The sequence below is a fragment of the Achromobacter seleniivolatilans genome, assembly GCF_030864005.1.
Lineage (GTDB): Bacteria > Pseudomonadota > Gammaproteobacteria > Burkholderiales > Burkholderiaceae_B > Achromobacter > Achromobacter seleniivolatilans.
In genome coordinates this window covers 2,319,965-2,344,479 of record NZ_CP132976.1, presented here as the reverse complement: position 1 = coordinate 2,344,479, position 24,515 = coordinate 2,319,965, and the positions used below count along the sequence as shown (strand labels likewise).

23 protein-coding genes, 1 pseudogene and 1 riboswitch are annotated in these 24,515 nt (G+C 59.3%); of the genes and pseudogenes, 15 read left to right on the top strand and 9 right to left on the bottom strand.

The genetic code is table 11. The features are described from left to right. The first annotated feature begins 69 nt into the window (after positions 1-69). From RAS12_RS10310 to RAS12_RS10275, 8 genes are read left to right on the top strand one after another with little or no spacing between them, the layout of a single operon-like run. The gene (locus RAS12_RS10310) at positions 70-1,197 is read left to right on the top strand and encodes an NAD(P)/FAD-dependent oxidoreductase (RefSeq protein WP_306947951.1); all 1,128 of its coding nucleotides are present in this window, start codon (positions 70-72) and stop codon (positions 1,195-1,197) included. Next, positions 1,178-1,474 (top strand): (2Fe-2S)-binding protein, encoded by a 297-nt coding sequence (locus RAS12_RS10305; protein ID WP_306947949.1) that lies wholly within the window; start codon positions 1,178-1,180, stop codon positions 1,472-1,474. Before RAS12_RS10310 ends, RAS12_RS10305 begins: the two co-directional genes overlap by 20 nt. After that, a complete protein-coding gene (locus RAS12_RS10300; protein WP_306947947.1) occupies positions 1,471-2,871 on the top strand; it encodes an FAD-dependent oxidoreductase in 1,401 nt (466 codons plus the stop codon). Before RAS12_RS10305 ends, RAS12_RS10300 begins: the two co-directional genes overlap by 4 nt. Next, positions 2,868-4,013: an NAD(P)/FAD-dependent oxidoreductase gene (locus RAS12_RS10295; RefSeq protein WP_306947945.1), complete on the top strand. Its 1,146-nt coding sequence runs from the start codon at positions 2,868-2,870 to the stop codon at positions 4,011-4,013. Before RAS12_RS10300 ends, RAS12_RS10295 begins: the two co-directional genes overlap by 4 nt. Next, on the top strand, positions 4,010-4,951 hold the full coding sequence (locus tag RAS12_RS10290; protein WP_306947943.1) for an ABC transporter permease: 942 nt from the start codon (positions 4,010-4,012) through the stop codon (positions 4,949-4,951). The genes RAS12_RS10295 and RAS12_RS10290 overlap by 4 nt, the downstream gene beginning before the upstream one ends. Continuing rightward, positions 4,948-5,820: an ABC transporter permease gene (locus RAS12_RS10285; RefSeq protein ID WP_306947942.1), complete on the top strand. Its 873-nt coding sequence runs from the start codon at positions 4,948-4,950 to the stop codon at positions 5,818-5,820. The genes RAS12_RS10290 and RAS12_RS10285 overlap by 4 nt, the downstream gene beginning before the upstream one ends. After that, positions 5,817-6,836, top strand: coding sequence for an ABC transporter ATP-binding protein (locus tag RAS12_RS10280; protein WP_306947940.1), 1,020 nt, complete (start codon positions 5,817-5,819; stop codon positions 6,834-6,836). Before RAS12_RS10285 ends, RAS12_RS10280 begins: the two co-directional genes overlap by 4 nt. Then, the gene (locus tag RAS12_RS10275; protein ID WP_306947938.1) at positions 6,833-7,822 is read left to right on the top strand and encodes an ABC transporter ATP-binding protein; all 990 of its coding nucleotides are present in this window, start codon (positions 6,833-6,835) and stop codon (positions 7,820-7,822) included. The genes RAS12_RS10280 and RAS12_RS10275 overlap by 4 nt, the downstream gene beginning before the upstream one ends. Before the next feature lie 27 nt (positions 7,823-7,849). Here RAS12_RS10275 and RAS12_RS10270 read toward each other — a convergent pair whose 3' ends face one another. Further along, positions 7,850-9,253 carry a lysozyme inhibitor LprI family protein gene (locus RAS12_RS10270; protein ID WP_306947937.1) on the bottom strand — a complete coding sequence of 468 codons (1,404 nt, stop codon included), beginning with the start codon at positions 9,251-9,253 and terminating at the stop codon, positions 7,850-7,852. A gap of 183 nt (positions 9,254-9,436) precedes the next feature. Between RAS12_RS10270 and RAS12_RS10265 the strand changes: the two genes are divergently transcribed. Both RAS12_RS10265 and RAS12_RS10260 read left to right on the top strand, forming a co-directional pair. Next, the gene (locus tag RAS12_RS10265; protein ID WP_306947935.1) at positions 9,437-10,120 is read left to right on the top strand and encodes a MarC family NAAT transporter; all 684 of its coding nucleotides are present in this window, start codon (positions 9,437-9,439) and stop codon (positions 10,118-10,120) included. A gap of 19 nt (positions 10,121-10,139) precedes the next feature. Next, positions 10,140-11,135: an Lnb N-terminal periplasmic domain-containing protein gene (locus RAS12_RS10260; protein ID WP_306947933.1), complete on the top strand. Its 996-nt coding sequence runs from the start codon at positions 10,140-10,142 to the stop codon at positions 11,133-11,135. 24 nt (positions 11,136-11,159) lie between these two features. Here the strand turns inward: RAS12_RS10260 and RAS12_RS10255 are convergent, their stop codons facing one another. Next, positions 11,160-11,798: a TetR/AcrR family transcriptional regulator gene (locus tag RAS12_RS10255; protein ID WP_306947930.1), complete on the bottom strand. Its 639-nt coding sequence runs from the start codon at positions 11,796-11,798 to the stop codon at positions 11,160-11,162. Positions 11,799-11,960: 162 nt separating this feature from the next. Here RAS12_RS10255 and RAS12_RS10250 point away from each other — a divergent pair, with 162 nt between their 5' ends. Beyond that, on the top strand, positions 11,961-12,137 hold the full coding sequence (locus RAS12_RS10250; RefSeq protein ID WP_306947928.1) for a hypothetical protein: 177 nt from the start codon (positions 11,961-11,963) through the stop codon (positions 12,135-12,137). A gap of 69 nt (positions 12,138-12,206) precedes the next feature. On the opposite strand, the gene RAS12_RS10245 is transcribed toward RAS12_RS10250, so the two are convergent. From RAS12_RS10245 to RAS12_RS10235, 3 genes are all read right to left on the bottom strand, one after another. Further along, the gene (locus tag RAS12_RS10245; protein ID WP_306947926.1) at positions 12,207-13,412 is read right to left on the bottom strand and encodes a DesA family fatty acid desaturase; all 1,206 of its coding nucleotides are present in this window, start codon (positions 13,410-13,412) and stop codon (positions 12,207-12,209) included. Positions 13,413-13,651: 239 nt separating this feature from the next. Next, positions 13,652-14,938: an LLM class flavin-dependent oxidoreductase gene (locus tag RAS12_RS10240; protein ID WP_306951398.1), complete on the bottom strand. Its 1,287-nt coding sequence runs from the start codon at positions 14,936-14,938 to the stop codon at positions 13,652-13,654. 5 nt (positions 14,939-14,943) lie between these two features. Beyond that, complete coding sequence (locus RAS12_RS10235) at positions 14,944-15,726, bottom strand: 3-oxoacyl-ACP reductase (RefSeq protein WP_306947924.1); 783 nt, start codon at positions 15,724-15,726, stop codon at positions 14,944-14,946. Positions 15,727-15,835: 109 nt separating this feature from the next. Next, positions 15,836-15,943: riboswitch (TPP riboswitch) on the top strand. Positions 15,944-16,047: 104 nt separating this feature from the next. On the opposite strand from RAS12_RS10235, the gene RAS12_RS10230 reads away from it, so the two are divergent. After that, complete coding sequence (locus RAS12_RS10230) at positions 16,048-17,499, top strand: sodium:solute symporter family protein (protein ID WP_306947922.1); 1,452 nt, start codon at positions 16,048-16,050, stop codon at positions 17,497-17,499. Between the two features lie 60 nt (positions 17,500-17,559). Here RAS12_RS10230 and RAS12_RS10225 read toward each other — a convergent pair whose 3' ends face one another. Then, positions 17,560-17,685, bottom strand: a complete 126-nt coding sequence (locus RAS12_RS10225) for a hypothetical protein (protein WP_306947920.1) — start codon at positions 17,683-17,685, stop codon at positions 17,560-17,562. 396 nt (positions 17,686-18,081) lie between these two features. On the opposite strand from RAS12_RS10225, the gene RAS12_RS10220 reads away from it, so the two are divergent. From RAS12_RS10220 to RAS12_RS10210, 3 genes are all read left to right on the top strand, one after another. Further along, positions 18,082-20,538, top strand: a complete 2,457-nt coding sequence (locus tag RAS12_RS10220; RefSeq protein WP_306947919.1) for an ATP-binding protein — start codon at positions 18,082-18,084, stop codon at positions 20,536-20,538. Positions 20,539-20,626: 88 nt separating this feature from the next. Beyond that, positions 20,627-21,220 (top strand): DUF4406 domain-containing protein, encoded by a 594-nt coding sequence (locus RAS12_RS10215; RefSeq protein ID WP_306947917.1) that lies wholly within the window; start codon positions 20,627-20,629, stop codon positions 21,218-21,220. Positions 21,221-21,232: 12 nt separating this feature from the next. Then, the gene (locus RAS12_RS10210) at positions 21,233-22,603 is read left to right on the top strand and encodes a hypothetical protein (protein ID WP_306947914.1); all 1,371 of its coding nucleotides are present in this window, start codon (positions 21,233-21,235) and stop codon (positions 22,601-22,603) included. Positions 22,604-23,399: 796 nt separating this feature from the next. Here RAS12_RS10210 and RAS12_RS10205 read toward each other — a convergent pair. From RAS12_RS10205 to RAS12_RS31040, 3 genes and pseudogenes are all read right to left on the bottom strand, one after another. Further along, positions 23,400-23,723: a tyrosine-type recombinase/integrase gene (locus RAS12_RS10205; RefSeq protein ID WP_503366823.1), complete on the bottom strand. Its 324-nt coding sequence runs from the start codon at positions 23,721-23,723 to the stop codon at positions 23,400-23,402. A 69-nt stretch (positions 23,724-23,792) separates the two neighbouring features. After that, a pseudogene (locus tag RAS12_RS31045) lies at positions 23,793-24,017 on the bottom strand (phage integrase central domain-containing protein); the annotation flags it as partial. 109 nt (positions 24,018-24,126) lie between these two features. Then, positions 24,127-24,444, bottom strand: a complete 318-nt coding sequence (locus RAS12_RS31040) for an Arm DNA-binding domain-containing protein (protein WP_371321267.1) — start codon at positions 24,442-24,444, stop codon at positions 24,127-24,129. Positions 24,445-24,515: the final 71 nt, after the last annotated feature.

The following is a 24,515-nucleotide window of genomic DNA, read 5'->3' as shown; positions in this document are numbered from 1 at the left end:
TTGACGATAGCGAGCTTGCCAGTCGCAAAGGTTATAGCGTCGCATCTTGCCGCACAAGGAGGTTCCGCCATGGCGCAGGACTATGACGTCATCGTGGCCGGCGCCGGCATGGTGGGCGCGGCCATCGCTTACGGCTTGGCTGGACAGGGCCGCCGCGTGCTGATGCTGGACGGCGCAGACACGGATTTTCGCGCGGCCAAGGCCAACTTCGGTCTGGTGTGGCTGCAAGGCAAGGGTCATGGCCACCCGGCCTACCAACGTTTGTCGCATTTGGCAGTGCAGGCCTGGCCCGCGTTCGCGGAACAACTGCAAGCCGATAGCGGCGTGGACTTGGCCTACGAACGCAAGGGCGGCCTGCATTTCTGCATGAGCGACGCGGAACTCTCGGCGCGCGTTGCCCGTCTTGCCGCCTGGCACGCGCAAGCGCCTGAACTGGCGCCCTGTGCCCGCGTACTGGATCGCGGCGAGCTGCTGCGCCGTTATCCGGCAATGCGCTTGGGGCAGGCCGTGGCGGGCGCAAGCGTTGGCGAGCTGGACGGTCACGTCAATCCGTTGCGGCTGCTGGCCGCGCTGCAAACTGCTTTTCTGCGCCAGGGCGGAACATTGCTGAACCGCCATGCCGTTACCGCAATCGACCCGTTGCCCGGTGGCGGGTTCTCGGTCGCAGCGGGCGCATTTTCGGCTCGTGCCGAGCGCGTGGTCATCGCCGCCGGTTTGGGTTCCGCCGCGCTGGGTGCGATGGTGGGGCTGGATGTGCCGCTGCGGCCCCAGCGTGGCCAGATTCTGGTGACCGAAAGACTGGCGCCTGTCTTGCCTGTGCCAGCCAGCGGCATCCGCCAGACCGGCGAAGGCACGGTGATGGTTGGGCTGACGCAAGAAGAAGTCGGCTACGACCTGAGCACCACTTCTCAGGCCGCGGTGCGGATGACGCGCAACGCCCTGCGCATTCTGCCCGACCTGGCGCGAGCCCGGCTGGTGCGGCAGTGGTCTTGCCTGCGGATCATGACGCCCGACGGCTGCCCCGTCTATGCAAGTTCTCCTCTTCAATCCGGCGCGGAAATCGCGCTGTGCCATTCCGGCGTAACGCTGGCCTCTTTCCATGCGGGGCAATACGCCCGCGCATTGGCTGGCGGCGCGCTGCCCGACATCCTGGATGCCTTTCACCATGAGCGCTTCAATGTTCAGAAAGCTGCATGAGTCCGGCGCGCCCGCGCTGACGCTCACCATCGACGGCGAGTCCGTCACCGCCGAACCCGGCGAAACCGTGGCAGCCGTGCTGCTGCGCCAGCAGACGCCCGCCAGCCGGACCACGCCCGTGCACGAAAGCCCGCGCGCGCCGTTTTGCATGATGGGCGTGTGCTTTGACTGCCTGGCCATTGTGGATGGCGTGGCGTCCACCCAGACCTGTCTGGTGACGGTGCGCGAAGGCATGTGTGTGGAACGCCAATTCGGCCGCCGGAGCGTGATGCCATGAAACGCGAATTCGATGTTGTGGTGATTGGCGCTGGCCCCGCTGGCATGAGCGCGGCCATCGGGCTGCGCGGCCAAGGATTGTCGGTGCTGGTGGTGGACGAGCAAGCCGCGCCGGGCGGACAAATCTGGCGGGCGGTCGAGGCCGTGGCAGGTACGCCGACCGGCAAACTATTGGGCGATGAGTATCGCGCCGGACTGGATCTGGCCGCGCGGTTCCGCGCTTCTGGCGCCGTGTATCAGCCCCAAACCCAGGTCTGGCAGATTGAGCCCGGCTGGCATGTCTACATGACACGCGACGGTCAGGCGGAAGCGGTGCGCGCGAATCAAATCGTGCTGGCCTTGGGCGCGCAAGAACGTCCGGCGCCATTTCCCGGCTGGACCTTGCCGGGTGTGCTGACGGTGGGCGCCGCGCAAATCCTGCTGAAAACGTCGCGTCAGGTTCCGTCCGAGCCGGTATGGGTTGCGGGCAGCGGCCCCTTGCCCTTGTTGTACATGGCGCAATTGCTGCGTGCTGGCGGCAAGATTGCCGGTTGGCTGGACACGTCTCCGCCCGGAGGCTGGCGCCGCGCCTTGCCGTGGGCCGGCGCTGCACTGGCGGGTTGGGGCGATGTGTCCAAGGGCATGGCGTGGTTGCGCGAAATCAAGGCGGCGGGCGTCAAGCGCGTGCGCGGCGTGACGGCCCTGCGCGCCCTGGGCGACGGACGTCTGCAAGAAGTGGAATATACGGGCGGGGACGGCAAGACCGTGCGCGCGCCGGCCAGCGTGCTGTTGTCGCATGAAGGCGTGGTGCCTTCGATCCACATGACGCGCGCTTTGGAATGCGATCACAGCTGGAATGTGCAACAGGCTTGCCTGACGCCCAACGTGGACGAATGGGGCCAGACCAGCAAGTCAGGGGTTTACGTAGCGGGCGATGGCGCGGGTATCGGCGGCGCGCAAGCTGCCTGTGTGCGTGGCGAGCTTGCCGCCATCGGCATTGCCCAACAGACCGGCCGTCTGACGCCGCAAGCGGCCTTGGGTCTGGCTGCCCCGTTGCATGAAAAATTGGCCGGGCTGTTGCGCCTGCGGCCCATGCTGGATGCTTTGTATCCGCCGCGCGCCAGCATCTTTTCGCCGCCAGACGACACGATCGTGTGCCGCTGCGAAGAACTGACGGCGGGCGACATCCGCAAGGCAGCCGCCATCGGCCAGCCGGGACCCAACCAGATCAAGTCGTACACGCGTGCCGGCATGGGGCCGTGCCAGGGCCGCCAGTGCGGATACACCATCGCGCACATTCTGGCGGCCGAGCAAAACCGGCCCGTCGCGGAAGTGGGTTTCTATCGCATTCGGCCGCCGCTCAAGCCGCTGACCCTGGGCGAATTGGCATCGCTGGATATCGAGGAAGAAAAAGCATGAACGCGCGCAGTTGCGATGTGATCGTGATCGGCGGCGGACTGCATGGCCTGTCGGCCGCGCTGCAGGTGGCTCGCCACGGCAAGCGTGTCGTGGTGATCGAACGCCATTGGGTCGGCCGCCACGCGTCCGGCGCCACGGCGGCTGGGGTGCGGACCCTGAACCGCGATCTGGGCGAATTGGACTTGTCGCTGGAAGCCATGGATATGTGGCACGACATGCCGTCCTTGGTGGGCGACGACTGCGGATTTCATGCCAATGGGCAGATCTGCGTGGCCGAGACGCCCAAGGCGCTGGCCGCGCTGGAAGCACGGGTGAGCGGCCTGCGCGCCAGCGGCTACACGCATGAAGAATTGATCGGGCCGGATGAACTGCGGCGGCTGCTGCCGGAACTCAGCCATCATTGCCTGGGCGCATCCATTGCGCGGCGCGATGGCGCGGCTGATCCGCATCGCGCGCTGCGCGCATTCCGCCACAGCGCCGAAGCGGCGGGCGTGACGATCGTCGAGCACTGCGCCGTCACCGGCCTGGAACGGGCGGGACAGGATTGGCGCGCGCTGACCGAGGCGGGCGCTTGGACCGCTCCCTACGTCATCAACGCGGCAGGCGCCTGGTCGGCGCGCGTCGCGGCCATGGTGGGCGACGACATTCCGTTGGCAACCAAGTCTTCCATGATGATGGTCAGCGAACGTTTGCGGCCTTTCATCAAACCGGTGGTGGCCATCATGGGCCGTTCACTGTCCTTCAAGCAGTCGGATCAAGGCACGCTCGTGATTGGCGGCGGCCTGCAAGGCATTCCCGACCTGGACCGCGAAACCTCCACGGCGCGGATGCAGGTATTGGCCAAGGGCGCGCATGCCGCTACGGATCTATTCCCAGCCGTACGCGACATTCGTATCGTGCGCGTGTGGGCCGGGCTGGAAGCCAAGACGGAAGACATGCTGCCCATCGTCGGCCCGTCGCCCAATGCGCCCGGCGTGTTCCATGCGTTCGGGTTTTCGGGCCATGGTTTTGAACTGGTGCCTGTTGTGGGCGCGGCGCTGACGGATCTGGTGCTGCGCGGCCATACGGACCGCGCCATCGGCAATCTGCAAGCGCAGCGGCTGATGCGCCCGGCTGGCGCCACACCGGAGCGGTCATCATGATGCGTTACGCCATCAAGCGCCTGCTGTTGGCTATCCCCACATTACTGGCGATGCTGACGGCGGTGTTCATCCTGGTGCGGCTGGTGCCGGGCGACCCCGCTGCCGTCATGCTGGGCGATCAGGCCAGCGCGGAAGCCCTGGCTGCGTTGCGCCTGCGCCTGGGGCTGGATCTGCCCACGCATGTGCAATACCTGCACTTTCTGGGCGACATGCTGACGGGCAATTTTGGCGTGTCCATGGCCAGCGGCCGCACGGTGTTGCAAGAGGTGGCGCTGGTGCTGCCCTGGACCCTGCAACTGACTGCCGCCGCCATCTTGATCGGCGTGGTCTTTGGCTTGCCCATGGGTATCTGGGCGGCGTTGCGCCGCAATGCGTGGCCCGACTATCTGGGCCGTTTGCTGTCCTTGACCGGTTTGTCGTTTCCCGCCTTTGTGTCCGCCATTTTGATGCTGCTGGTGTTTGCCATCCAGCTGCGCTGGTTCCCGGTCATCGGGTCAACGGGTTCAGGCGACTGGACCACACAGCTGCGCGGGCTGGTGCTGCCTGCCTTCAACCTGGGTCTGATCATGATGGCCTATGTGATGCGCGTCACGCGCTCGTCGATGCTGGGCGTGATGGGCGAAGACTACGTTCGCACGGCACGCGCCAAAGGCGTGAGGCCGATGCGGCTGATCGTGCGCCATGGCCTGCGCAATGCCTTGATTCCCATCGTGACGGTCGTGGGCCTGTATTTCGGCACGCTGATCGGCAACTCCGTGCTGACCGAAATCGTCTTCAACCGGCCTGGCCTGGGCAAGCTGATCCTGGGTGCGCTGAACAGCCGGGACTACACACTGCTGCAAGGGCTGATGGTGGTGTTTGCATCGTGCGTGATTGTTGTCAATCTGCTGACTGACCTGGTGTATGGGCTGGTCGATCCTAGGGTGAAATACAAATGAGCGCCGTCGCCGCTGTCCCTGCCAGCCGCCCCAATGCCTTGTGGCAGGCGCTGGCCAAAAATCGACTGTCCTGGGTAGGCATTGGTTTGCTGCTGGTGATTGTGCTGGCTGCCGTCTTTGCGCCTTGGCTGGCTCCGCATGATCCTCTTTCCCAAAATATTGCGTTCCGGCTGGAGCCGCCGTCCGCTGAATTCTGGCTGGGCACCGACAGCTATGGCCGTGATGTGCTGTCGCGCTTGATCTACGGCGCACGCGTGTCCCTGCTGGTGGGTTTTGTCGCCATCCTGATCGCCATGACCATCGGTTCCGCACTGGGCATTCTGGCCGGTTACGTAGGCGGGCTGGTCGACCAACTGATCATGGGATTGGTCGATGTGCTGCTGTCTTTTCCCACATTGTTGCTGGGGCTGATGGTGGCAGCGATGCTGGGCGCCAGTCTGGAAAACCTGATCATCGCAATCGCCATCACCGAGATTGCGCCGTTTGTGCGGGTGGCGCGTGCGCCCACCATCGCGTTGAAACAACGGGATTTCGTGGAAGCGGGCAGGGCGTTGGGCTATGGCCCAGTGCGCCTGATGGGCGTTCATATTCTGCCCAACATGGTGTCGGACGTAGTGGTGCTGGGATCGCTGTGGATGGCGTCCGCCATTCGCACCGAAGCGTCGCTGAGCTTTATCGGCCTGGGCGTGCCGCCGCCCGCCGCCACCTGGGGCAGCATGATCCGTGAAGGCTTCGAGAACATTCTGGACGCCTGGTGGTTGACCGTATTTCCCAGCGTTGCGATCTTGCTGACCGTGCTGGCGCTGAATTTGCTGGGCGACGCTTTGCGCGACGCCATCGATCCCAAGCTGCGTTCGGAGCGTTCATGAATTATCAACCGGACTCATCATCGGTGGCCGCGGCTCCCGTATTGGAATTGCGCGAACTGCGTACGGAATTCCGCGTTGGCGGCGCGTGGCACGCCGCCGTGCGCGACGTGTCTTTGCAAGTGGCGCGCAATGAGACGCTGGCCATTGTGGGCGAATCTGGCAGCGGCAAGAGCGTCACGGCGCTGTCCGTCCTGCGTCTGTTGCCCGAAGCCGGCGCCCGCCATGGCGGCGGGCAGATTCTGCTGGATGGAACCGACCTGGCAACGCTGCCCGAAAAGCAGATGATGAAGCTGCGCGGTGAAGCCATCGCCATGATTTTCCAGGAACCGATGACCTCGCTGAATCCCACCATGACCGTGGGCGACCAAATTGCCGAGGCCATCCGCCAGCATCGCAAGTTGTCGTGGGCCGAGGCCCGCCGTTTGGCGCTGGACGTGCTGGAAGAGGTGAAAATTCCCGCAGCAGCCAAGCGCTTTGCCGACTATCCGCATCAGTTCTCGGGCGGCATGCGCCAACGCGTCATGATTGCGATGGCGCTGGCCTGTAAACCACGGGTGTTGCTGGCGGATGAACCGACCACCGCGCTGGACGTCACCATACAGGCGCAGATTCTGACCTTGTTGTCTGATCTGAAGGCAGCCTATGGAATGGCGGTGGTGTTCATTACCCACAACCTGGGCGTGGTCGCGCAAATTGCCGACCGCGTCGCCGTCATGTATGCGGGCGAAGTCGTCGAGACGGCCGATGTGCAGACGCTGTTTGCCCGGCCCACGCATCCCTATACCGAAGCCCTGTTGCGCGCGATGCCCAGGGTGGACACCGATAGCGCGGTGCTGGAATCCATTCCTGGCGGCGTGCCAGCCATTACGGCCATGCCCAAGGGCTGCGCGTTTGCGCCGCGCTGCCGCTTGAAAGAGGCGCGGTGCGAGGCCGAACGCCCCAAGCTGACCAACATTGGCCACGCGCATCAGGTGCGCTGCGTGGTGCGCGCCGAACCCTATGAGGACAAGGCATGAGCGATCTTCTGCAAGTGCGCAACCTGGTCAAACGCTTTGAAAGCGGTGGCGGGTGGCTGGGTGGCCAAAAACAGATTGTGCGAGCGGTGAACGACGTGTCGTTCAGCGTCGCACGCGGCCAATCGTTGGGCTTGGTGGGGGAGTCGGGTTGCGGCAAGTCCACCGTGGCGCGCACGCTGTTGCGCCTGATCGAACCGGACGAGGGCAGCATTGTCTTTGACGGACAGGATATCCGGCAGGCCAGTGCACAGGCGATGCGAGCGCTGCGCCGCCGTATTCAGATCGTGTTCCAGGACCCTTACGCGTCACTCAACCCGCGCCGCACCGTGCGTCAGGCGCTGGCCGAACCGCTCTACGTACACAAGATGGGCAATGCGCGCCAGATCGCCGAAAAGGTCGATCAGGCCATTTCGGAAGTCGGCCTTCCGCTATCGGCGCTGGACCGCTATCCGCACGAGTTCTCGGGCGGTCAGCGCCAGCGCATCGGTATCGCGCGTGCGCTTGTGCTGGACCCCGAGTTAATCGTGGCCGACGAGCCAGTATCCGCCTTGGACGTGTCGGTGCAAGCGCAGATTCTGCAATTGATGGAGCGCTTAAAGCGTGATCGCGGCCTGTCCTTCGTGTTCGTCTCGCACGATCTGGGCGTGGTTCGCCACTTTTGCGACACCGTGTGCGTCATGTATCTGGGCCGTATCATCGAACACGGCCCGACCGGCCAGGTGCTGGATCATCCGTTGCACCCTTACAGCCGGGTCCTGCGCGATTCGTCGCCGGTGCCTGATCCCGAAGCGCGCATCCGCCTGGCCAGGATCGAGGGCGAGATTCCGGCGCCCACGCACTTGCCGCCGGGTTGCACTTTTCACCCCCGTTGCGCAAGGGCAGAGGCAAATTGCGCGCAGCAAGTGCCGCCGCTGAACGTCCTGGCCGCAGGGCGGTCGGCGGCATGCTTTTATCCGTTGCTTGAGGAAGCGGCTTTGGCGGGATAACGGCGGTGCGGGCGGCTGCGCCGCTCGCTATTCGCTGCCGTTTTCCACCCGGCTGATAGAGGTATCGAACCCGATGGCGCGGCGCTTGCCAAAGACGGTGAATGCGTCTTCCTCGCCATCCACATTGGGCGCGCGCATCCCCATCATGGCATACAGTCCGTTCTTGGCGTCGTAGCCGCCGAACCAGTTGATCAACTGCGCGACATAGCAGCGCGGGCCGACCCGGACGCCTACGTCTCCGACAATTTCGAAGGCATAGTGGCCCGGCCCGTAGCTGTAGTATTGGCCGCGGTCGACTTCTGGCAGCCCGGCGGGAATGGGGCAAAGCGGCTTGGGGTTGTCCGCAGGGGCGATTATTTTTTCGGGATTGATTTGCGTGAGCGCCTGAGTCAGCGCGGCGTGCAGTGTGTCATCCAAGATGCGCGTGGTGCCTTTGTCTTCATTCTTTTGCTGCTTGGGCACCGACAGCTGATACCGGTATTGCACAGTCAGCGCGGGCGCTACACCCACGCCGCGCAGCGGCCGCAGCAAATACACGTGATCCACGCCGTAATGGCTGACGCGGTAGGCGGCGTACACGCGGCCGCGCAACTGAATCCAGTCGCCCGACTGGTTCGAACCCCGTCCATTCAAGGTATAGAGCTCCGAGACGGTGTCGTCACCGTCATGGGGGAATCCTGGGATCGCCGTGGCTGCTGCCGCCGTGAATCGGGCGCCATTGCGGCGCACGGCGCTGATATCCGAGTACAGGCCGGTGCCGCCTACATAGGAATTGATCACCAGATCCCGGAGTCCGTCGCCATCCAGATCGATCAGGGTGTAGGACGCGTTGCCGTTTTCACCGCCAGCATCAATGTTGGACGCTTGCAAAGCGGTCCACTCGTCTTGCGTGACCCCGTCCGGCCGTTTCTTGGGAAAGTGCGCTTCGTCGTCGTCTTCGTGGTCGCGCACATTGGAAAATGTGGTCACGCCGCTCTTGACGGACAAGGCTGCCAGCGTGTTTTCCAGAGGAAACTCAGCGTCGTTCTGGCTGGCGGCCTCGACGGCTTGACGCAGGTCTTCAAGTGCGAGACGGTCGGTGTCATCCGGCACATACGCGGTGGCGATGCGCAGCTGCGTGTGCAATTCGTTGGTGCGCGAGTCGTACTGGGTGCGGATGCAGTTGGCGTCACCGGCGCAAAGATTACGAGTCTTCATCCAATCGCGCTGCGCCTCGCGCAGCGCGTCGCTCTGGTCTGGGCGTGCGGCGCGCAACTTGCCGTAGACCGTGGCCAGATCGCTGTCTTGCTGACGCAGGTCTGGGGCGGCGCAGATCGCTAATTCGGTCGGCGTCTTGGCCTGCGCACAGTCCATGCCCGCAGCCAGTGCGGGGATGGCGGTGACGGCCAGGGCCAGCGGCAGCAGGGCGCCCAGCAAAGACTTCGGTGTCATGGTCAAAACGGTGTCCTGTTCGTGACATGCAAGGATAAGGCTAGCGCATCGTAAGAAAGTTAGATACGAATTGCAAAGCAAGGGGCAAAAAGGCAGGTGCAATGTCTAGTACATTGCACGATTAATCCGCTGATCCGGGTTTGCCGCAGGCTGCTGGCAGTGCCCATTATTCGTTCATCGACCATGATCCAAGACCTGTTTCAACTGGGCAAGCTGGTCAGCCTCGGCCTCGCGCTGATGCTGCCGCTGGCCAATCCGCTGACTTCCATGACCTTGCTGCTGTCCCTTGGGCATCAGATCCCCTATAAAGAGCGCGAACGGCAGGTGACCCAGGCGGCCTTCTACGTCGTCGGCATCATGGTGGTGACCTACTACGCGGGCGCGTGGATTATGCACACCTTTGGTATCTCCATACCGGGGTTGCGTATTGCGGGTGGTTTGATTGTGGTCAGTATTGGCTTCAGCATGCTGTTTCCTCCGGCCGAGCCGCGCATGCTGGAAACGGAGGCGGCGGCGGATGCCACCAAACGGCAGACTCCCAATATTGCGTTTGTGCCCTTGGCGCTGCCCGGCACGGCGGGGCCTGGCACGATTGCCATGATCATCAGCGGGGCCGCGTCCGTGGATGGCGCCATTGCCCCCGACTATGCCGGCTGGGTGGTGGCCGTGACGCCAGTCATCGTGTTTACGTTGCTGGGCCTGTTCTTCTGGATTTGCCTGCGCTCGGCGGGTCGTATCGTGAAGGTAATCGGTGAAAGCGGTGTCGAGGCGATCTCACGGGTCATGGGTTTTCTTTTGGTGTGCATGGGTGTGCAGTTCGTCATCAACGGGGTGCTGGAAATCGTGAGGCAGCATGCCGGTGGCTAGGCCAGGCGGGCAATCCCGCATGCGCTGCGGCCTTGTGATTGCTGGCCGCGTCGTCATCAGCCTGCTGCTGATTCTGTCTGCATTGTTGGGGGGACTGGCGCTGGGTTACCAAGCCCCGGGCGGCACGTGGGGCAAGGGGGGGCTGGCGCTGGTCTGGCTAGTCTTGTGCTTGGGCGCTGGGGCGGCAGTATGGCGGCGGGGGCAAACATTTCGCTCGCGAGCTGCCTGGGCCTATTTGATCGGTCTGGTGCTGCTGGCAGGCTGGTGGCAGACCTTGATGCCATCCAACGATCGAATTTGGGCTGACGATGTGGCAAAGATGCTGCACGGGTCCGCGCAGGGTTCCATTGTCACGCTGGAGAATGTCCGAAATTTTGACTGGCGGTCTGACACCGACTACACCCCGCGCTGGGAAACCCGTCAATACGATCTGGATCAATTGACCTCTGTGGACATGGCGCTGTCGTACTGGGCCGGGCCGGCCATTGCACACACGCTCGTATCCTTCGGTTTTTCCGACGGACGCCATGTGGTGTTTTCAGTAGAGATCCGCAAAGAACGCGGCGAGCAATTCTCCGAAATAGGCGGCTTTTTCAAACAGTTCGAGCTAAGTGTCGTGGCGGCCGAAGAGCGAGATATTCTGTATGTACGAGCAGGGCCTCGCGGTGAAAGCGTTTATCTGTATCCGGTCCGCATGCCGGCGCCTGCCATGCGTGAGCTGTTTTTGTCTTACCTGAACACGGCGAATGCGCTGATCGAAAAACCGCGCTTCTATCACACCGTTACCGCCAACTGCACCACACTCGTCTACCAGATGGTGCGCGCCATCGTGCCTGGTCTGCCACTAGACCGCCGGATTTTGCTGTCGGGGTATTTGCCTGAATACTTGTACGAACAAGGGGGGCTGGACGCGAGTCAGCCATTGGATGTGCTGCGGGAGCGGGCGTATATCGGGAAACTCGATGCGCCGGGCGCAGATGCCATCGATTTTTCCCGACGCATTCGCCAGCATTAGCCTTTAGTGGCTATTACATGGCGTTTATACGCGGTAGGCGTGCAGCAGAGTGTCCACGCCGTAATGGCAGGTGACCAGATGGTCGGCATGCGGGCCCTCGGCGTAACCGCCAACCAAACGTGCGTGAAACGCGATGCCGTTGATCATGTTGCCCAGGATCAGGGCAGCTTGGCGTGGATTGTCGATTTTCAGCTCGCCACGTTCACAGGCCAACTGTAGGCACTGCTCCAATGGCGCGTGGACTTGCCGGTCCACGGCAAGCTGCAACGACGCGGCCAATTGAGGCATGCGGTGGCATTCAGAGATCAGTAAGCGGTGCAACGCAGCGGATTTGGGCTGGACGGCATAGGTCAGCAGGCGCACAGCCAGGTCGTGTAACGCAGGACCAGCCGGTTGCTTGGCGAGGGCATCCGGGAACACCGCCGCCCGCATTCTGTCCAGCTCGAATTGCAACACGGCCGCCAGCATTCCCTCTTTATTGCCAAACAGTTGATAAGCAGTGGCTGCCGAGCCCCCCGCCAACTGCACGACGCGCTGGATGGAGGTTTGCGCATAGCCAAGGTCTAGCAACAACTGCGAGGCAGCTTCAAGCAGGCGCAGCCGCCGCGATTCGCCCTTGCTGGTCAGGGGTCGAGTAATAGCGCCATCATTGGTTTCGGCCATCACTTATTTCTCCCGGTTTCCGAGGGGCAATGTGGGACGAATATCCCGTGATGCGATTCTGTAATGTAGAGTACATTACACTTTTGTGCCGCGAGTGGCTATGCCACCGCCAAGTTGTAGTCCGGCAACTGTTTCGGGCGGTTCTGAAGGAGGGACGCTAAGGTGTCCTGGTTGACTGTAAGTATTATTGCCATCGTTATCGCAGGCGCCGCTGCCGCCGTTATACGCCTTCCGGGCGTCATCCTGTACGACTGGCTCGCCACCCGAAAGCGCAACGCGCTGGCGGCCCAGCAGGCATTGCCAGCCAAGCATCAGGAACCCGCTACCCTGGCGGGGTAGGCCTACCCAATCAACCGTTCGCTGCAAAGCATCTTCGTGCATTTAAAGCAGCGTCCGCTTGCAAGTCTTCTACGCGTAACGCACCAGTTCACGCGCAAAGCGTGACAAACCACTGATGCCACTGACGCTAGCCTGCGCTATCCAGGCGCGTAATTGCAGCAAAAGCTGTTCGCTGCTTTCGGATGAGCTTTCCCATACACGCGCCAGCGCCTGGCGCATGCCCACCAAATGCTGCAACTGATCCATGCCGTGTAACGCGGAGCGCAATTCGCTACGCTGAGCTTCGTTCAGCAGCACATCTTGGCGCAGCAGGAATTTTCTCAGCACCGACCGCCGCCACCGCAGCATCGACCGCTTTTCGACCGGTTTTCGATCACGCAGCTCGCGCAAAGCCGTCTGTTTTAGCAGCGCGCCAAAACGGCGCATGACTTCGTAGCGATGCGTCAGCACGGCTTCCAATGTGCTCAGGTCTGCGGGTTCTGCCGATTGTGACCGGGCTCGCAAGACACGCTTGGGCGCGATGCGCCGCACTTTTGCCAGGCCCAGCAGCTGCAACACCCGGATGTACAGCCAGCCCATGTCGAACTCGTACCATTTGCTGGAGAACTTGGCCGACGTGGCATGCGCGTGATGATTGTTGTGCAGCTCCTCTCCGCCGATCACCAGGCCAAAGGGAAACAGGTTGGTGCTGGCATCGGGACTGGAAAAATTCCGATATCCCACAAAGTGCCCCAGACCATTGACGACACCCGCCGCCCAGAACGGAATCCACGCCATCTGTATGGCCCATACGGTCAGGCCCAGCGCGCCAAACGCCAGAAGGTCCACGGCAAGCATGAGCAGAATGCCCCAGGTGCTGCGAGGCGTGTAGACGTTGCGCTCAAGCCAGTCATCAGGAGTACCCCGGCCATAGCGTTCCAGCGTAGAGGCCAACGATGCTTCAACACGGTAGAGGTCCGCGCCGCGCAGGAACACGCGCATCACGCCGTAGACCGCAGGGGAATGGGGATCGCCTTCGCGTTCGCATTTGGCGTGATGCTTGCGATGCACCGCCACCCATTCGCGCGTTTTCATGCCACTCGTCAGCCACAGCCAGAAGCGGAAAAAATGCGCGATGACAGGGTGAAAATCCACGCCGCGATGCGTCTGGCTGCGGTGCAGATACAGCGTGGTCCCCGCAATCGTGATGTGGGTGGCAACAAGCGTAATCAGCACGATCTGCCAGACACTGAAATGGAAAAGGCTGTGCGCGAGAAAATCCAGAAAGGGTTGCATTCAAAAACCAGGGATATGACCAAGACATCGCGGACGCAACGCATGGACCCGGCCCCGCGTCGCCGCCCGACGATTCTATGGGCGGTGCGCAGATTGAAATACCGGACAGAAAGGGTCGGTCTATTGCTGAATTGGCAACAATTGCACTGACCTGCGTGCATTTTGCGCGCAATGTAAAACAGCGCATCATGCCGGCAGGCAGATGCGCTGTGGATGCTTCGGCGGCTGGCGAGAGCGCGTCAGCGACTTGGACGTTGCAGACCCAGGTGCCCGCGCAAGGTGCTGTGCTCGTAGCCGGTGCGAAACAGACCGCGGCGTTGCAGGATCGGAATCACCTGCTCGACAAAATCGTCGATGCCGCCCGGCAAAGACGGCGGCATCAGGTTGAAGCCGTCAGCCCCTTCGTTTCTGAACCAGTGTTCCATCTGATCCGCGATGTGCTCGGGCGTGCCAACCATCGTGCAATGGCCGCCGCCTGCCGCCAGACGGCCTAGCAGTTGGCGCACTGTGGGTTGTTCTGTTTCGATAATGCGCAAAATGGTGGCGTAGCGGCCTTGCGGGCCTTTGAATTCAGAGAGCGGCGGCAGCGCCGGCACGGGCGCGTCCAGCTCCCACGCCGAGCAGTCCTGTAACACAAACGTCCCCAACTGGCGCAGCGATGCGTCGCTGGGCAGCAGTACGTCAAGCTCGCGCTGCTTGGCCCGGGCTTCGGCTTCGGTCGATCCCACAAAGGTGACCAGCCCTGGCATGATCGGCACGAAGGCATCGCGGCCCGCTGCGCGTACGCGCTGCTTGATGTCGCGGTAATAGACTTGGGCGGCCGGCAGGTCGTAGGCCACGGCATAAATGGCTTCCGCGCGCCGCGCCGCCAGATCTCGGCCTTGGTCGGACGCGCCAGCCTGGAACAGCACCGGATGACCTTGCGGCGGGCGGGGCACGGTCAAGGGGCCATCGACCAGAAAGTGTTCGCCATGGTGGTCGATCTTGTGCACGCGGGACGGCTCGCCATAGAGACCGTTGCGGTCGATGACAAGCGCGTCATCTTCCCAGGAGTCGAACAGCTTTAACGCAACATCCACAAACTCTTCCGCGCGCGAGTAGCGCCAGTCGTGTCCGGGCATGGCGTCAAAACCATGATTGCGCGCTTCGGCATCGAACATGGATGTCACCACATTCCAGCCCATGCGTCCGCCCGAAATATGGTCCAGCGACGCGACCATGCGAGCCGCGTGAAAGGGCGTGAAGAAGGTGCTGGACACGGTGCTGATCAGGCCGATGTGGCTCGTGGCGCGAGCAATCGCCGCCATGGTGGTCAGCGGTTCCAGATACCAGCGCGGTCCGTCGCCGATGCTGTCGATGGATGCGCCATCGGCAAAGAAGATGGCGTCCAGCTTGCCGCGTTCGGCGGTGCGGGCCAGCTCTTCGTAATAGCGGATGTCGCCCAGGCGTTCAGCCGACGAGTCAGGATGGCGCCAGGCTGCGCGGTGATGGCCGCAGCCGAAGATAAACAGGTTCAGGTGCAGCATGGTCATCAGTTCTTGACGAGGCCGCCGTCCACGACCAGATTCTGACCCGTCACGCTGCGCGACCACGGGCTGGCAAAGAACAGCACCGCATCGGCGAATTGTTCGGGGGTCGTGACGCTGCGCAGCGGAGTGCTGGCCGCAATGAAATCAAACACCGCTTCGGGCGTGGCCGCGGACGCATCGGTCGTACGCAGCAAACCGCCCGACACCATGTTGACGGTGATGCCGTCGGGGCCCAGATCCTGCGACAGGGTACGCGTAAAGGACAGCAGGGCGGCCTTGGCGGCGGTGTAATCGTGGTACGGCACAACCGGGTTCTGGACCAGGTTGGTGCCGATATTGATGATGCGGCCGGCCCCCGTTTTACGCATGCCGGGAAGCGCTGCCTGCGTGGTGTTCAGCGCGCCGCGCACGCTGCCTTCGATTTGCTGATTCAGGTTTTCCCACGTCAGCGTGTCGGCATGCGGACGGGCGTCGCCGTTGAACTGGAAGGCGGGCAGCGCGTTGTTCACGATGGTTGTAACGGCCATGCCGAAATGGCTTTCAGCCTGCGCCACCATGGCGTGCACCGCCTGCGCATCGCGCACGTCGGCCTGGATGGCGAGCGCGCGGCCGGGCGCGGATTCGGCCAGCGTCTGGGCGGCTGCCGCGCTGTTCAGGTAGTTGATGACGACGCGCGCGCCTTCGCGCAGGAAGGCGCGCGCGATATGCGCGCCCAAGCCCCGGGCGCCGCCCGTGACAATAACCAGTTGTTCGTTCAAGGCGGGGGCGGGCTTTGCAATAGGCATGATCGGACTCGTCGAATTCATCAGCGGACAGAAGGAACGGGCGCCGCAAGCGGGCGAACTTAGCATAAATCCATGCGTTGACATCAGCGCGCTGCTCTCATAACCTTGCGGCAATTCCTGGGGGAGCCCTGTTTGGGCTGAGATTCCGCGTTGGTCGCGGTAACCCTTTGAACCTGATCCGGGTAATGCCGGCGAAGGGAAGGACATCGCACGACTCGCGCGCCCTCCCTGGATTTCCATCCATCTTGCGGCCACCCATTTCTGGATGGTCCGCTGCGTTGCGCGTCCGGCAAGCCGCCGGCAGCGGGAGGACCGATCTGCATGTTGACTCAATCTACCGCCTTGATGTGGCTGCTGCTGTTTTCAGGCGGCTTTGCCGTGGCCAGCGTGCTGTACACGCGCCGCAAGCGCGGTTCGCTGGAAGACTACATCGTGGCCCGCAACAGCCAGGGGTCTTTTGGCACGATCCTGACGCTGATGGCGTCCACGCTGGGCGCCTGGATTTTGTTTTCGCCGGCGCAAGCCGCAACCTGGGGCGGCCTTGCGGCGGTGATCGGTTATGCGCTGGGTTCGATGTCACCGCGGCTGGTGATGATTCCGCTGGGACGCCGCATGCGCGAACTGATCCCGCACGGACACACGCTGACGGAATTTCTGATGGCGCGCTACGGCCGGCCCATGTACGGGCTGGCGCTTTTCATCATGTTGTTTTATCTGTTCATCGCCTTGTCGGCCGAAGTCACGGCCATCGCCAAACTGGTCACCATGCTGGCACCCGTGCCGCTGTGGGCCACTGCTGCCATTGTGATGGGCACGACCTTGCTCTACACCACCTACGGGGGGCTGCGTTCGTCGATCTTTACCGACCAGGTGCAGATGATGGTGATCGTGCCCTTGTTGCTGGTGCTTTGCTTTGTGGGCTGGCAGGCTGCGGGCGGCGTCATGCCCACGATCGAAGCGCTGCAAGCCAAAGCGCCGCAACTGCTGGACCTGACTGATCCGGTAGGCGTGAAGGCGGGGCTGACCTTCTTTGTGGCGATCTTGCTGACCGGCATTTTTCACCAGGGCAACTGGCAGCGCATCTATGCGGCGAAGGACGCGCGCTCCATGCGCAACGGCTTTCTGCTGGGCGGCATTCTGGCCGCGCCCTTCATCTTTTTGATGGGACTGTTCGGCCTGGCTTTTGTCGGGCTGGCGCCAGAAGGCGACAGCTCCATTGCGTTGTTCAGCATCATCATGCCGCACGCGCCCGCCTGGTTCGTGATCGCCCTGATTCCGCTGGGACTGTCATTGGTCATGAGTACCGCCGACACGGCGATCAGCGCCGTGTCCAGCATCGTTGCGGTCGATATGCGCCGCCTGATGCCCAATGCCACCGGCCTGGACATGAAGCGCGTGGCCCGGTGGGCGGTGTTGCTGATGGCCATCCCGGTCATGATCGTGGCATCGCAAGGCTACAGCGTGCTGTACCTGTTCCTGCTGGCCGACCTGCTGTGCTCCGCTGCCGCATTTCCGGTGTTCTACGGACTGTTCAGCCGCAAACATGATGGCGTGACGGCCACGACCGCGACGATCACGGGCCTGATTGCAGGCCTGTATTTCTTCCCGGCGCCGGGCGACAAGCCGACCTTCTTGTTGGAGTCGTTCCTCTTGGCGGCGTTTGTGCCGGTCGTGACGACGGTGCTGATGCGTACGCTGCGGCGCGGGCGCAAAGACTTTGACTTCGCCACGCTGGGCGCTGCGGTGCGCCGTCTGGATAAGGAAGCGGTTTAAGGGCGGGGTCGGTTCGGGTTCGTTTGATCCGACCTGCGATAGGTTGACAGGTAGGACGGATCATTGGCCGTAGGTATTACCTGTATTTGGACGGACATCTTGAACCTCAGCCTTGTCTTGGTTGATATTGGCAGGACGTTGCGGCAGCAGCGCGCCCTTCAGGACGCGGTTGACGCGCTCGGCCAAGGCAGCTCAGAACCGTCGCTCTCGGAGCAGCGTACGCCATAGCCCGCTGTAACTGTCGATTGGGGTTTAAGCAAGATTGGAGGTCTCGGCCAGAGTGATGCACCAGCGGCTGCATGTCTTTCATCCTCGCAGCCCCATTTCCAGTTTGAACGTGCATTGCCAAGATTGAATGGTTCGAGCGGGGCCGACTATCCTCCATATTGCCTCACAACAGGTCGTCTCAGTTTGTGGCGCTGCTACATCACTTGACGGTGCCCACACCTCTTCGTTCCGCTGAGGCTGCGGAAGGATAATCTCCTTTGAGTAGCCCGCCAGATGCTGAGAATTGGTCGAGGACGCGTTTTGCAGTAACAGTGCCGTTACAATGGAAAACTTAAACAACAACGGAGGGCGAAAATGACCACATTGGAAACATACCTGACTGAAGAGTACCCAGTTGATTCGCGAGATCTTGCGGATATCGAGACCATGCTTGTGTCTGTAGCGAAAATATACAAAGTAACTTTTAGCGACGACCATGCATGGCCGTATCAGTTAAGTGATGGTGAGGGCAGCGCGCCGAAGAGCTTGTCCCAAAGCACTACCGCCATGATTATTAATGCCTTATTGCGTTTCGGTGGATTTTTCAGTGATTCCGGCGATAAAAATCTGGCAATTTCTTCAAAAGCTAATATATTTAAAATAGATAGTTCGTCTGATATTCTCTTGGCGAAAAAAAAAGGTGAGACAGATAACTCATTGATGGACCGTATTTTTAAGGCCTGCGGCGCCTTGCTCCATAATATTGAGAAGAAAAATCATAAAGGTGTAACGCATTCAGCCACATATGGCAATGATGATGTATTTACTCTGGCATGGTTGGCTGAAATAAGCCAGGCAAATTGGACAGAATTCGGGGCATGTAGGGGGGGGGGCGCTACCTCATCGAATGACTTTAGTAATAGATGGGCAGACATTGCAGTAAAGGTTAAGGAATGCGCGCTGAATAAAGCAAAAGCATGGGTAAAAGCCAGAACTCCCAAGGTTTTATTTAAGCCCGCGGGTGGTATTTCGGTTAATCACGCATTTCCTGTGCTCCGTCTAGTGCAGATTATTAGGCGCCTGAGTGGACCAATTGGCAGCACGCAAAATAGTGAGGAGCTGGTTGCTTTTTTTGAGGAATCTCACAAATTTTTCGAAACAACGCTTCATGAGCAACTTTCGTTTAGCTCAATACCGGATAGCCGCTTCGACCCAGCTGAATTGATGTTTTGTCTTGAGGGGATGCTGATTTCTCGTCGCAGTTCGGTCGATCGGACAGTTTTCGATCGCGTACTTTCAGTATTGAAAGACACTCAGCATGAAAGTGCATACTGGCGGCCTGTCAAGCCGTTCATGTCGACCATGCAAGGCTTGGTTTTGTTTCCTGTAAGTGTCGAGATTGCAAATTCTCTTATGCGTGCATGCGAGATATTTGACGCTGAAGAAATTTATGATACTTACGGTTCAAAATGCATGGGTCTCTTACGGCGCTATTGGCAATGGTTAAGAGCACGTGCTGTGCGGGTGGCGGCGCCTGACGGCGGTGATGGGGAAATGGTCGGGTGGCATTCCGAACACGTCAACACACCGAATGTCGTTCACCTATGGGAAACAAGCCAAGTTATGGATTTTATGCTGGCATTCCGCAATTCGTTGCATCGCCACGTGGCTCGAAAGACGCTTGTTCTCTCAAGATTTACTCACGAGGTTTTGAAAACGGCCAATTGGTCTGAAATTAAAAATAACGAGCCCGTCAGTGGACTCGGTGAGCCGCTTAAAATTTACGAAAGGATTGGGGAGTCTTTTGTCGAATCGCAATCATCGAGGAACAGTATAAACAAGTTTTCAATGCTTTTATACGGTCCTCCCGGGACGGGGAAAACGACCGTTGCTGAAAGTGTGGCAAAGGCGCTAGGTCGTCGTTTAATTACAATTACGGTTAGTGATTTTCTAGCATCCGGCGGAATCCAAGTTGAAGCTAGGGCTAAACACATTTTTACGGCACTCATGGCACAGCCGGAGTGCGTTATTTTGTTTGATGAAATCGATCATTTTTTATTGGATCGGGATTCGAATATTTACGCAACTCAGGACACGGTATTTCAATTTATGACTCCGGGGATGTTAACCAAATTGAACGATCTTCGTCGAAAAGAGCGGGCATTTTTTATCGTCGCGACAAATTACGAGGATCGCATCGATTCTGCGATTAAGCGGACTGGACGCATTGACGAAAAATATCTAGTTCTGCCTCCGGATGGTGAGAAGCGCATCGCGCTAATACACAGTTTCCTATCAAAGGTGGATAATTTCAGCACGAATTTAGAAAAAATTAAATCCGATATTGAGGCGCGGAGATCCGACCTAATCAGGGCATCCCTTTTCCTTGGTTATACGGACCTAAAGGCGACGATTGCAGGAATTCGAGTTGAGCAGGTTGAGCAGTTGGTCGACATGTTGGATAAGACCCTTAGGGAAAGGGCGCGGACGACATCGATTGAAGCGTATTCCAGTCGGTTTGTCGGGAAGACGGACCCTCGTAAAACGCCGATGCAAGAGTTTTTCTGTCTACTAGCACTGCATTGCGAAGCGTACGCAGGCGGCGGGCAGCTGTGCGCGCCCGAAGATTCGACGGCGCACGGCCGCGACACGACTACAGGCCTAACGTCTACTGAAATGCGGGCGGTGAAAAGTGCGATCGCAACGCTGGGCGCGGACGAGGTCACTGAGGTGATCGCTGAAGGATGGGTGAGGACATACGCGTCGGAACTGGACGACGGCTATCGAAAGAAAGTTGCGGTCCTCCTGAGGAAAGTGGCTGAGGTTCGTTAGAGCCAAAAAGTTACAGCTTCTTGAGAGTAAACTGTCGCTTTGTAAGGGTCGGGTGTAGGGTGTCCTACGCTCGCGCAATTTTATGTGAATGAGAATGATTACTGTTGATGAGGATCGGCGTGTCACACGCGAGCAGGGCCTGATGCTTCAGGCTGTCGGATGCGTTGTCACGAATTCACAGGCAACCTACGTCAGTGGACCAATTACCACCGGTAATCGGTTTTCCGCATGGTATGCATCGACAGGACGGAATTTTGTGATGGGGTCGCAAGAGTATCTGCTCCGTTTGACGAGCGATGTGATCCAACCTAATGAGAAAGCTATCCATCGTGTCGCTTCCGCCATTCGTGAGCGCTCTAGTGTGCCAGTGATAGAACCCGCGAGTCTTGCGGTTCCGGATTGGTCGCAACAAGAGTATTTATCTTTCTGGCTTCGAATCATTCAAAAGTTCGTTTCGACGATAGTGCTTGTTTCGGGCTGGGAGTTCAGTGTTGGCTGTGCTACGGAATTCCGATGTGCGAGTCGCTTGGGGTTACCGATCTTGGATGAGCTGGGAAATTGCGTGGGGTCGCAGCAAGGAGAAGCTTTGATTACAGCCGCAGCGACGCGAATTGAGCAAATCGCAGAGGGGGCGGCACCACTGATTCAACTTGCTCAAGTTCTCCGGAATCATCGTATTTAATTGGATCGCACTATGCAGCAAACTTCGTATTCTTTTCGTAAAGATGAGTCCTTGGATCAGCTCGCAAACTTCGTCAACGTGGCGCAGTTTGTCAGTTTTTCTCCCGATTTGGGCACAGGAGTGCGACAGGCATATGCGCGCGTGTTGGGATATGAGCCAAATCACAAATTCAAAGATCTAGGCGACGCTGTTATATCGTTGCTAGCTCGTAGTTCTGAAGCGTCCCTCAACGTGCGAAGCTTTAAGCCAAATGACCTGCGAAGTCACGAATTTGTCTATGGATTAGAAAATGCGCAAGAAGTGATCGCGGTGGCGGAGCGCATTTTGACTGCTGGTTTTCACGTAATTATTAACGAGACCATCGACATACACGATGGTGGCGTTTCAGGGGTTATGCAGGGAGGTACGGTGGAATTCGCGCCAGACGACACTCCTCGTTGCGTGGAGAAACCAGGGGTGGCGTCATTGCCTCGAGCTTGGGCGACAAACATTATTGAAACTGTTTATGGGGTTGCGTTGGATGGTGAAATTAATGACGACTATCGACTGGAATTTAGTGTTCATCCCAAGCCGCGCGGTTGGCGAAATACCCACATCCTCGGATGGGAGTTGGAACGCGTCGGTGTCTTGCAAATTTCCCCGTCCAATGTGTGGCCCAACCACTTTAGTCGTTTGATTGGCGATAAGGCCTATGGCCTTATGATTGCAAATGAAGCACAGTTGCCGATCCCTAGAACGATGGTTATTGGTAGGCGAATTGCACCATTTGTCTTCGGAAAGGATACAGGCAGTGCGGAGTTTTGGATACGTACGTGTCCTCGCGAGCAAGTCCCGGGGAAATACACGACTCATCATGGCTGGATTGATCCGTTCCTCCTTATGGCCAAAGAAGATCCATCAGGAGAATATTTGTCGTCAGTATTGGCGCAGCAGGCCGTCCCTTCCAAATACTCAGGTGCCCTGATTATTGATGCAAATGGGACACCTGTAATCGAAGGCAAAGAGGGTGAGGGTGAAGATCTGATGCGGGGGATTGCGCCTCGTACTACTCTGCCGGCTCGAATTGTCGACGATGTTGTCGCATTATTTGATTGTGCAGTGAGCCGACTCGGACCAATTCGATTTGAATGGGTACACGACGGAATGCAGGCGTGGATTGTCCAGTTACATCGGGGTGCCACCCAGAGTCTCAGCAAAGTTCTTGTTCCAGGCGAGCCGCACGTGTGGCGTAGATTCTCAATTGCGGATGGTCTCGAATCACTGCGGCGCATGTTAAATTCTCTAGATCCAACGGAGGGTATTTTGTTGATCGGAGATGTTGGGCTGACGAGTCACGTCGCAGATGTGGTCAGAAAAGCAGCACGCCCAGCGCGAATTGAGTAATACCTTTAGAATACGGATAATTTGATATCGAATCTGCGGTTTGCAGTACGAGCGTACTAGCGAGGTTTTCCTGTATCCCAAAGGTCGAGAGTACGGCGATCAATGAATGATTGCCTTTCAGCGCGGCCGCACGCTATTAGGCTGACGCTCCGTCTTGTCTCTACTGAATTAGCGGTCTTTCATTTTCCGCGCTTTGCGACCTACTCTGAGAGTGTGGAGTAGATCTGTCAGCCGAGGCATGACAGTGGTCGTTTTACATTTTTTTTTGCCACTGCCGTAAATGCTCCCGATCAGCGCTACAGTTGTTTGCAACTAGTCGTACCTCGATCTCGGCCTTGCGGGTTCGTACTACTGATCTTATGTGAAGCTCTTTTCTTGATAGGGACTAGCTTCATTTTGTGCCGACTAAGCTCGCCTAGCCTTCACTGTGACTGACTATACCCCGCAGGGCAGATCCGACGCACCCATGTTCGCCGATGTCTCGGCTTTAACTTTGTCTCAAAAGTTTTGCCCGCGCCCGCTATCAACGGTGGTGCATCGTTTTTCGCACTGATAGAGACCATGTGCGCGAAAAACTGTCGTCCTGGCTGCTTATATTTCTAAAAGTGTGCAGGGATTGTGCACATAGGGATGGTTAGGTGGGGACTCTTGGATGCGGCCTTCACACACACTTTTTTTGTCGAGTCAGGTGCTACGGTATGCCCTCAGGATAGTAAGAGCCGTGGAAGGTAGAATTTTCTAAAAAAGGGCCTTAGGAACGTCTGCATGAAGCCCTCACGATTTAAGGACAACCAAATCATCGCTTTTGAAGCAGGCCGGGGCAGGCAAGCCCGTGCTTGAGCTTGTCGCGGTCTGTTCCGCTACCAGGAAATACATATTCGTGATGCCCGGTCAGCGGTTGCAGTTCGCGCAGAATTTCGACCGCTTGGGATGACAGAGAGGCGATGTGCTGTCTGCCAGTTTTGGAAACCGAATAGCACCATTGTCCGGCATCGAGGTTGATGTCAGCCCAACGCATATGCCGCAATTCGCCAGTGCGCGCGAACAGCATCCGCACCAAGCGCAATGCGCATATCACGGGGAATGTGCCGTTGCAGTCGTGGATTTTACGAAGCTGCATGGCGATTTTCTCAGGTTCTACGACGTGGGCGTATTGCACAGGACGCCACGGCGCGAGCGCACCACGCAAGTCGTGGGAAACGTCGCGTTCGGCGCGACCCGTTTGCACGGCGTAGCGCGCTACCTGGCCGAAGTTCTGTAGCGCGCGGTGAGCGGTTTCGATTGCCGCGCGTTGTTCTATTCGCGTCAGACACTTGAGCAATTCTGGCGCCGTGATCTCCACAATGGGGCGGGGTCCAAGCCAGGGAAACAGGTCGCGCTCAAGTCGAGCAATGACCTTGTCGGAATGGCTTGCAGCCCATTGTGTCGCTTACTTGGCAAACCACTCGCGCGCGATGGCCTCAAAGGAGTGCGCCGTAGCAAGGGCCGTTGCCTGCTTGTCGGCTTTCCTTTGGGCGGATGGGTCAAATCCCCTCGGCCAGCAGTTTGCCGGCGTCCTGGTGGCGCTCCCGGGCCTTGGCGAGCCCTGTGTCGGGGTAGACCCCGACGGCCAACGTCTTTCGCTTGCCAGTGTGGCGATAGTCCCAGTGCCAGTACTTTCCAATCTTGTTGATTAGCAGGTACAGGCCTCCACCATCGGAAAGCTTGTAAGGCTTGTCAGCGGGCTTCGCCTGGCGGCAGGGCGGTATCGGATAAGGGCATGACGGTATCTGACGGGGTTTAAGCCCGGGTCTGGTGAGATACCGTCGAAGATACCGTCGAGCGACGGTATATGTCCACATACTTTCTGGAACTCTGTCAGACAGTCAATGCCCTTAGAGGCTTGATTTCCAAGGAGTTCATATACTTTCGT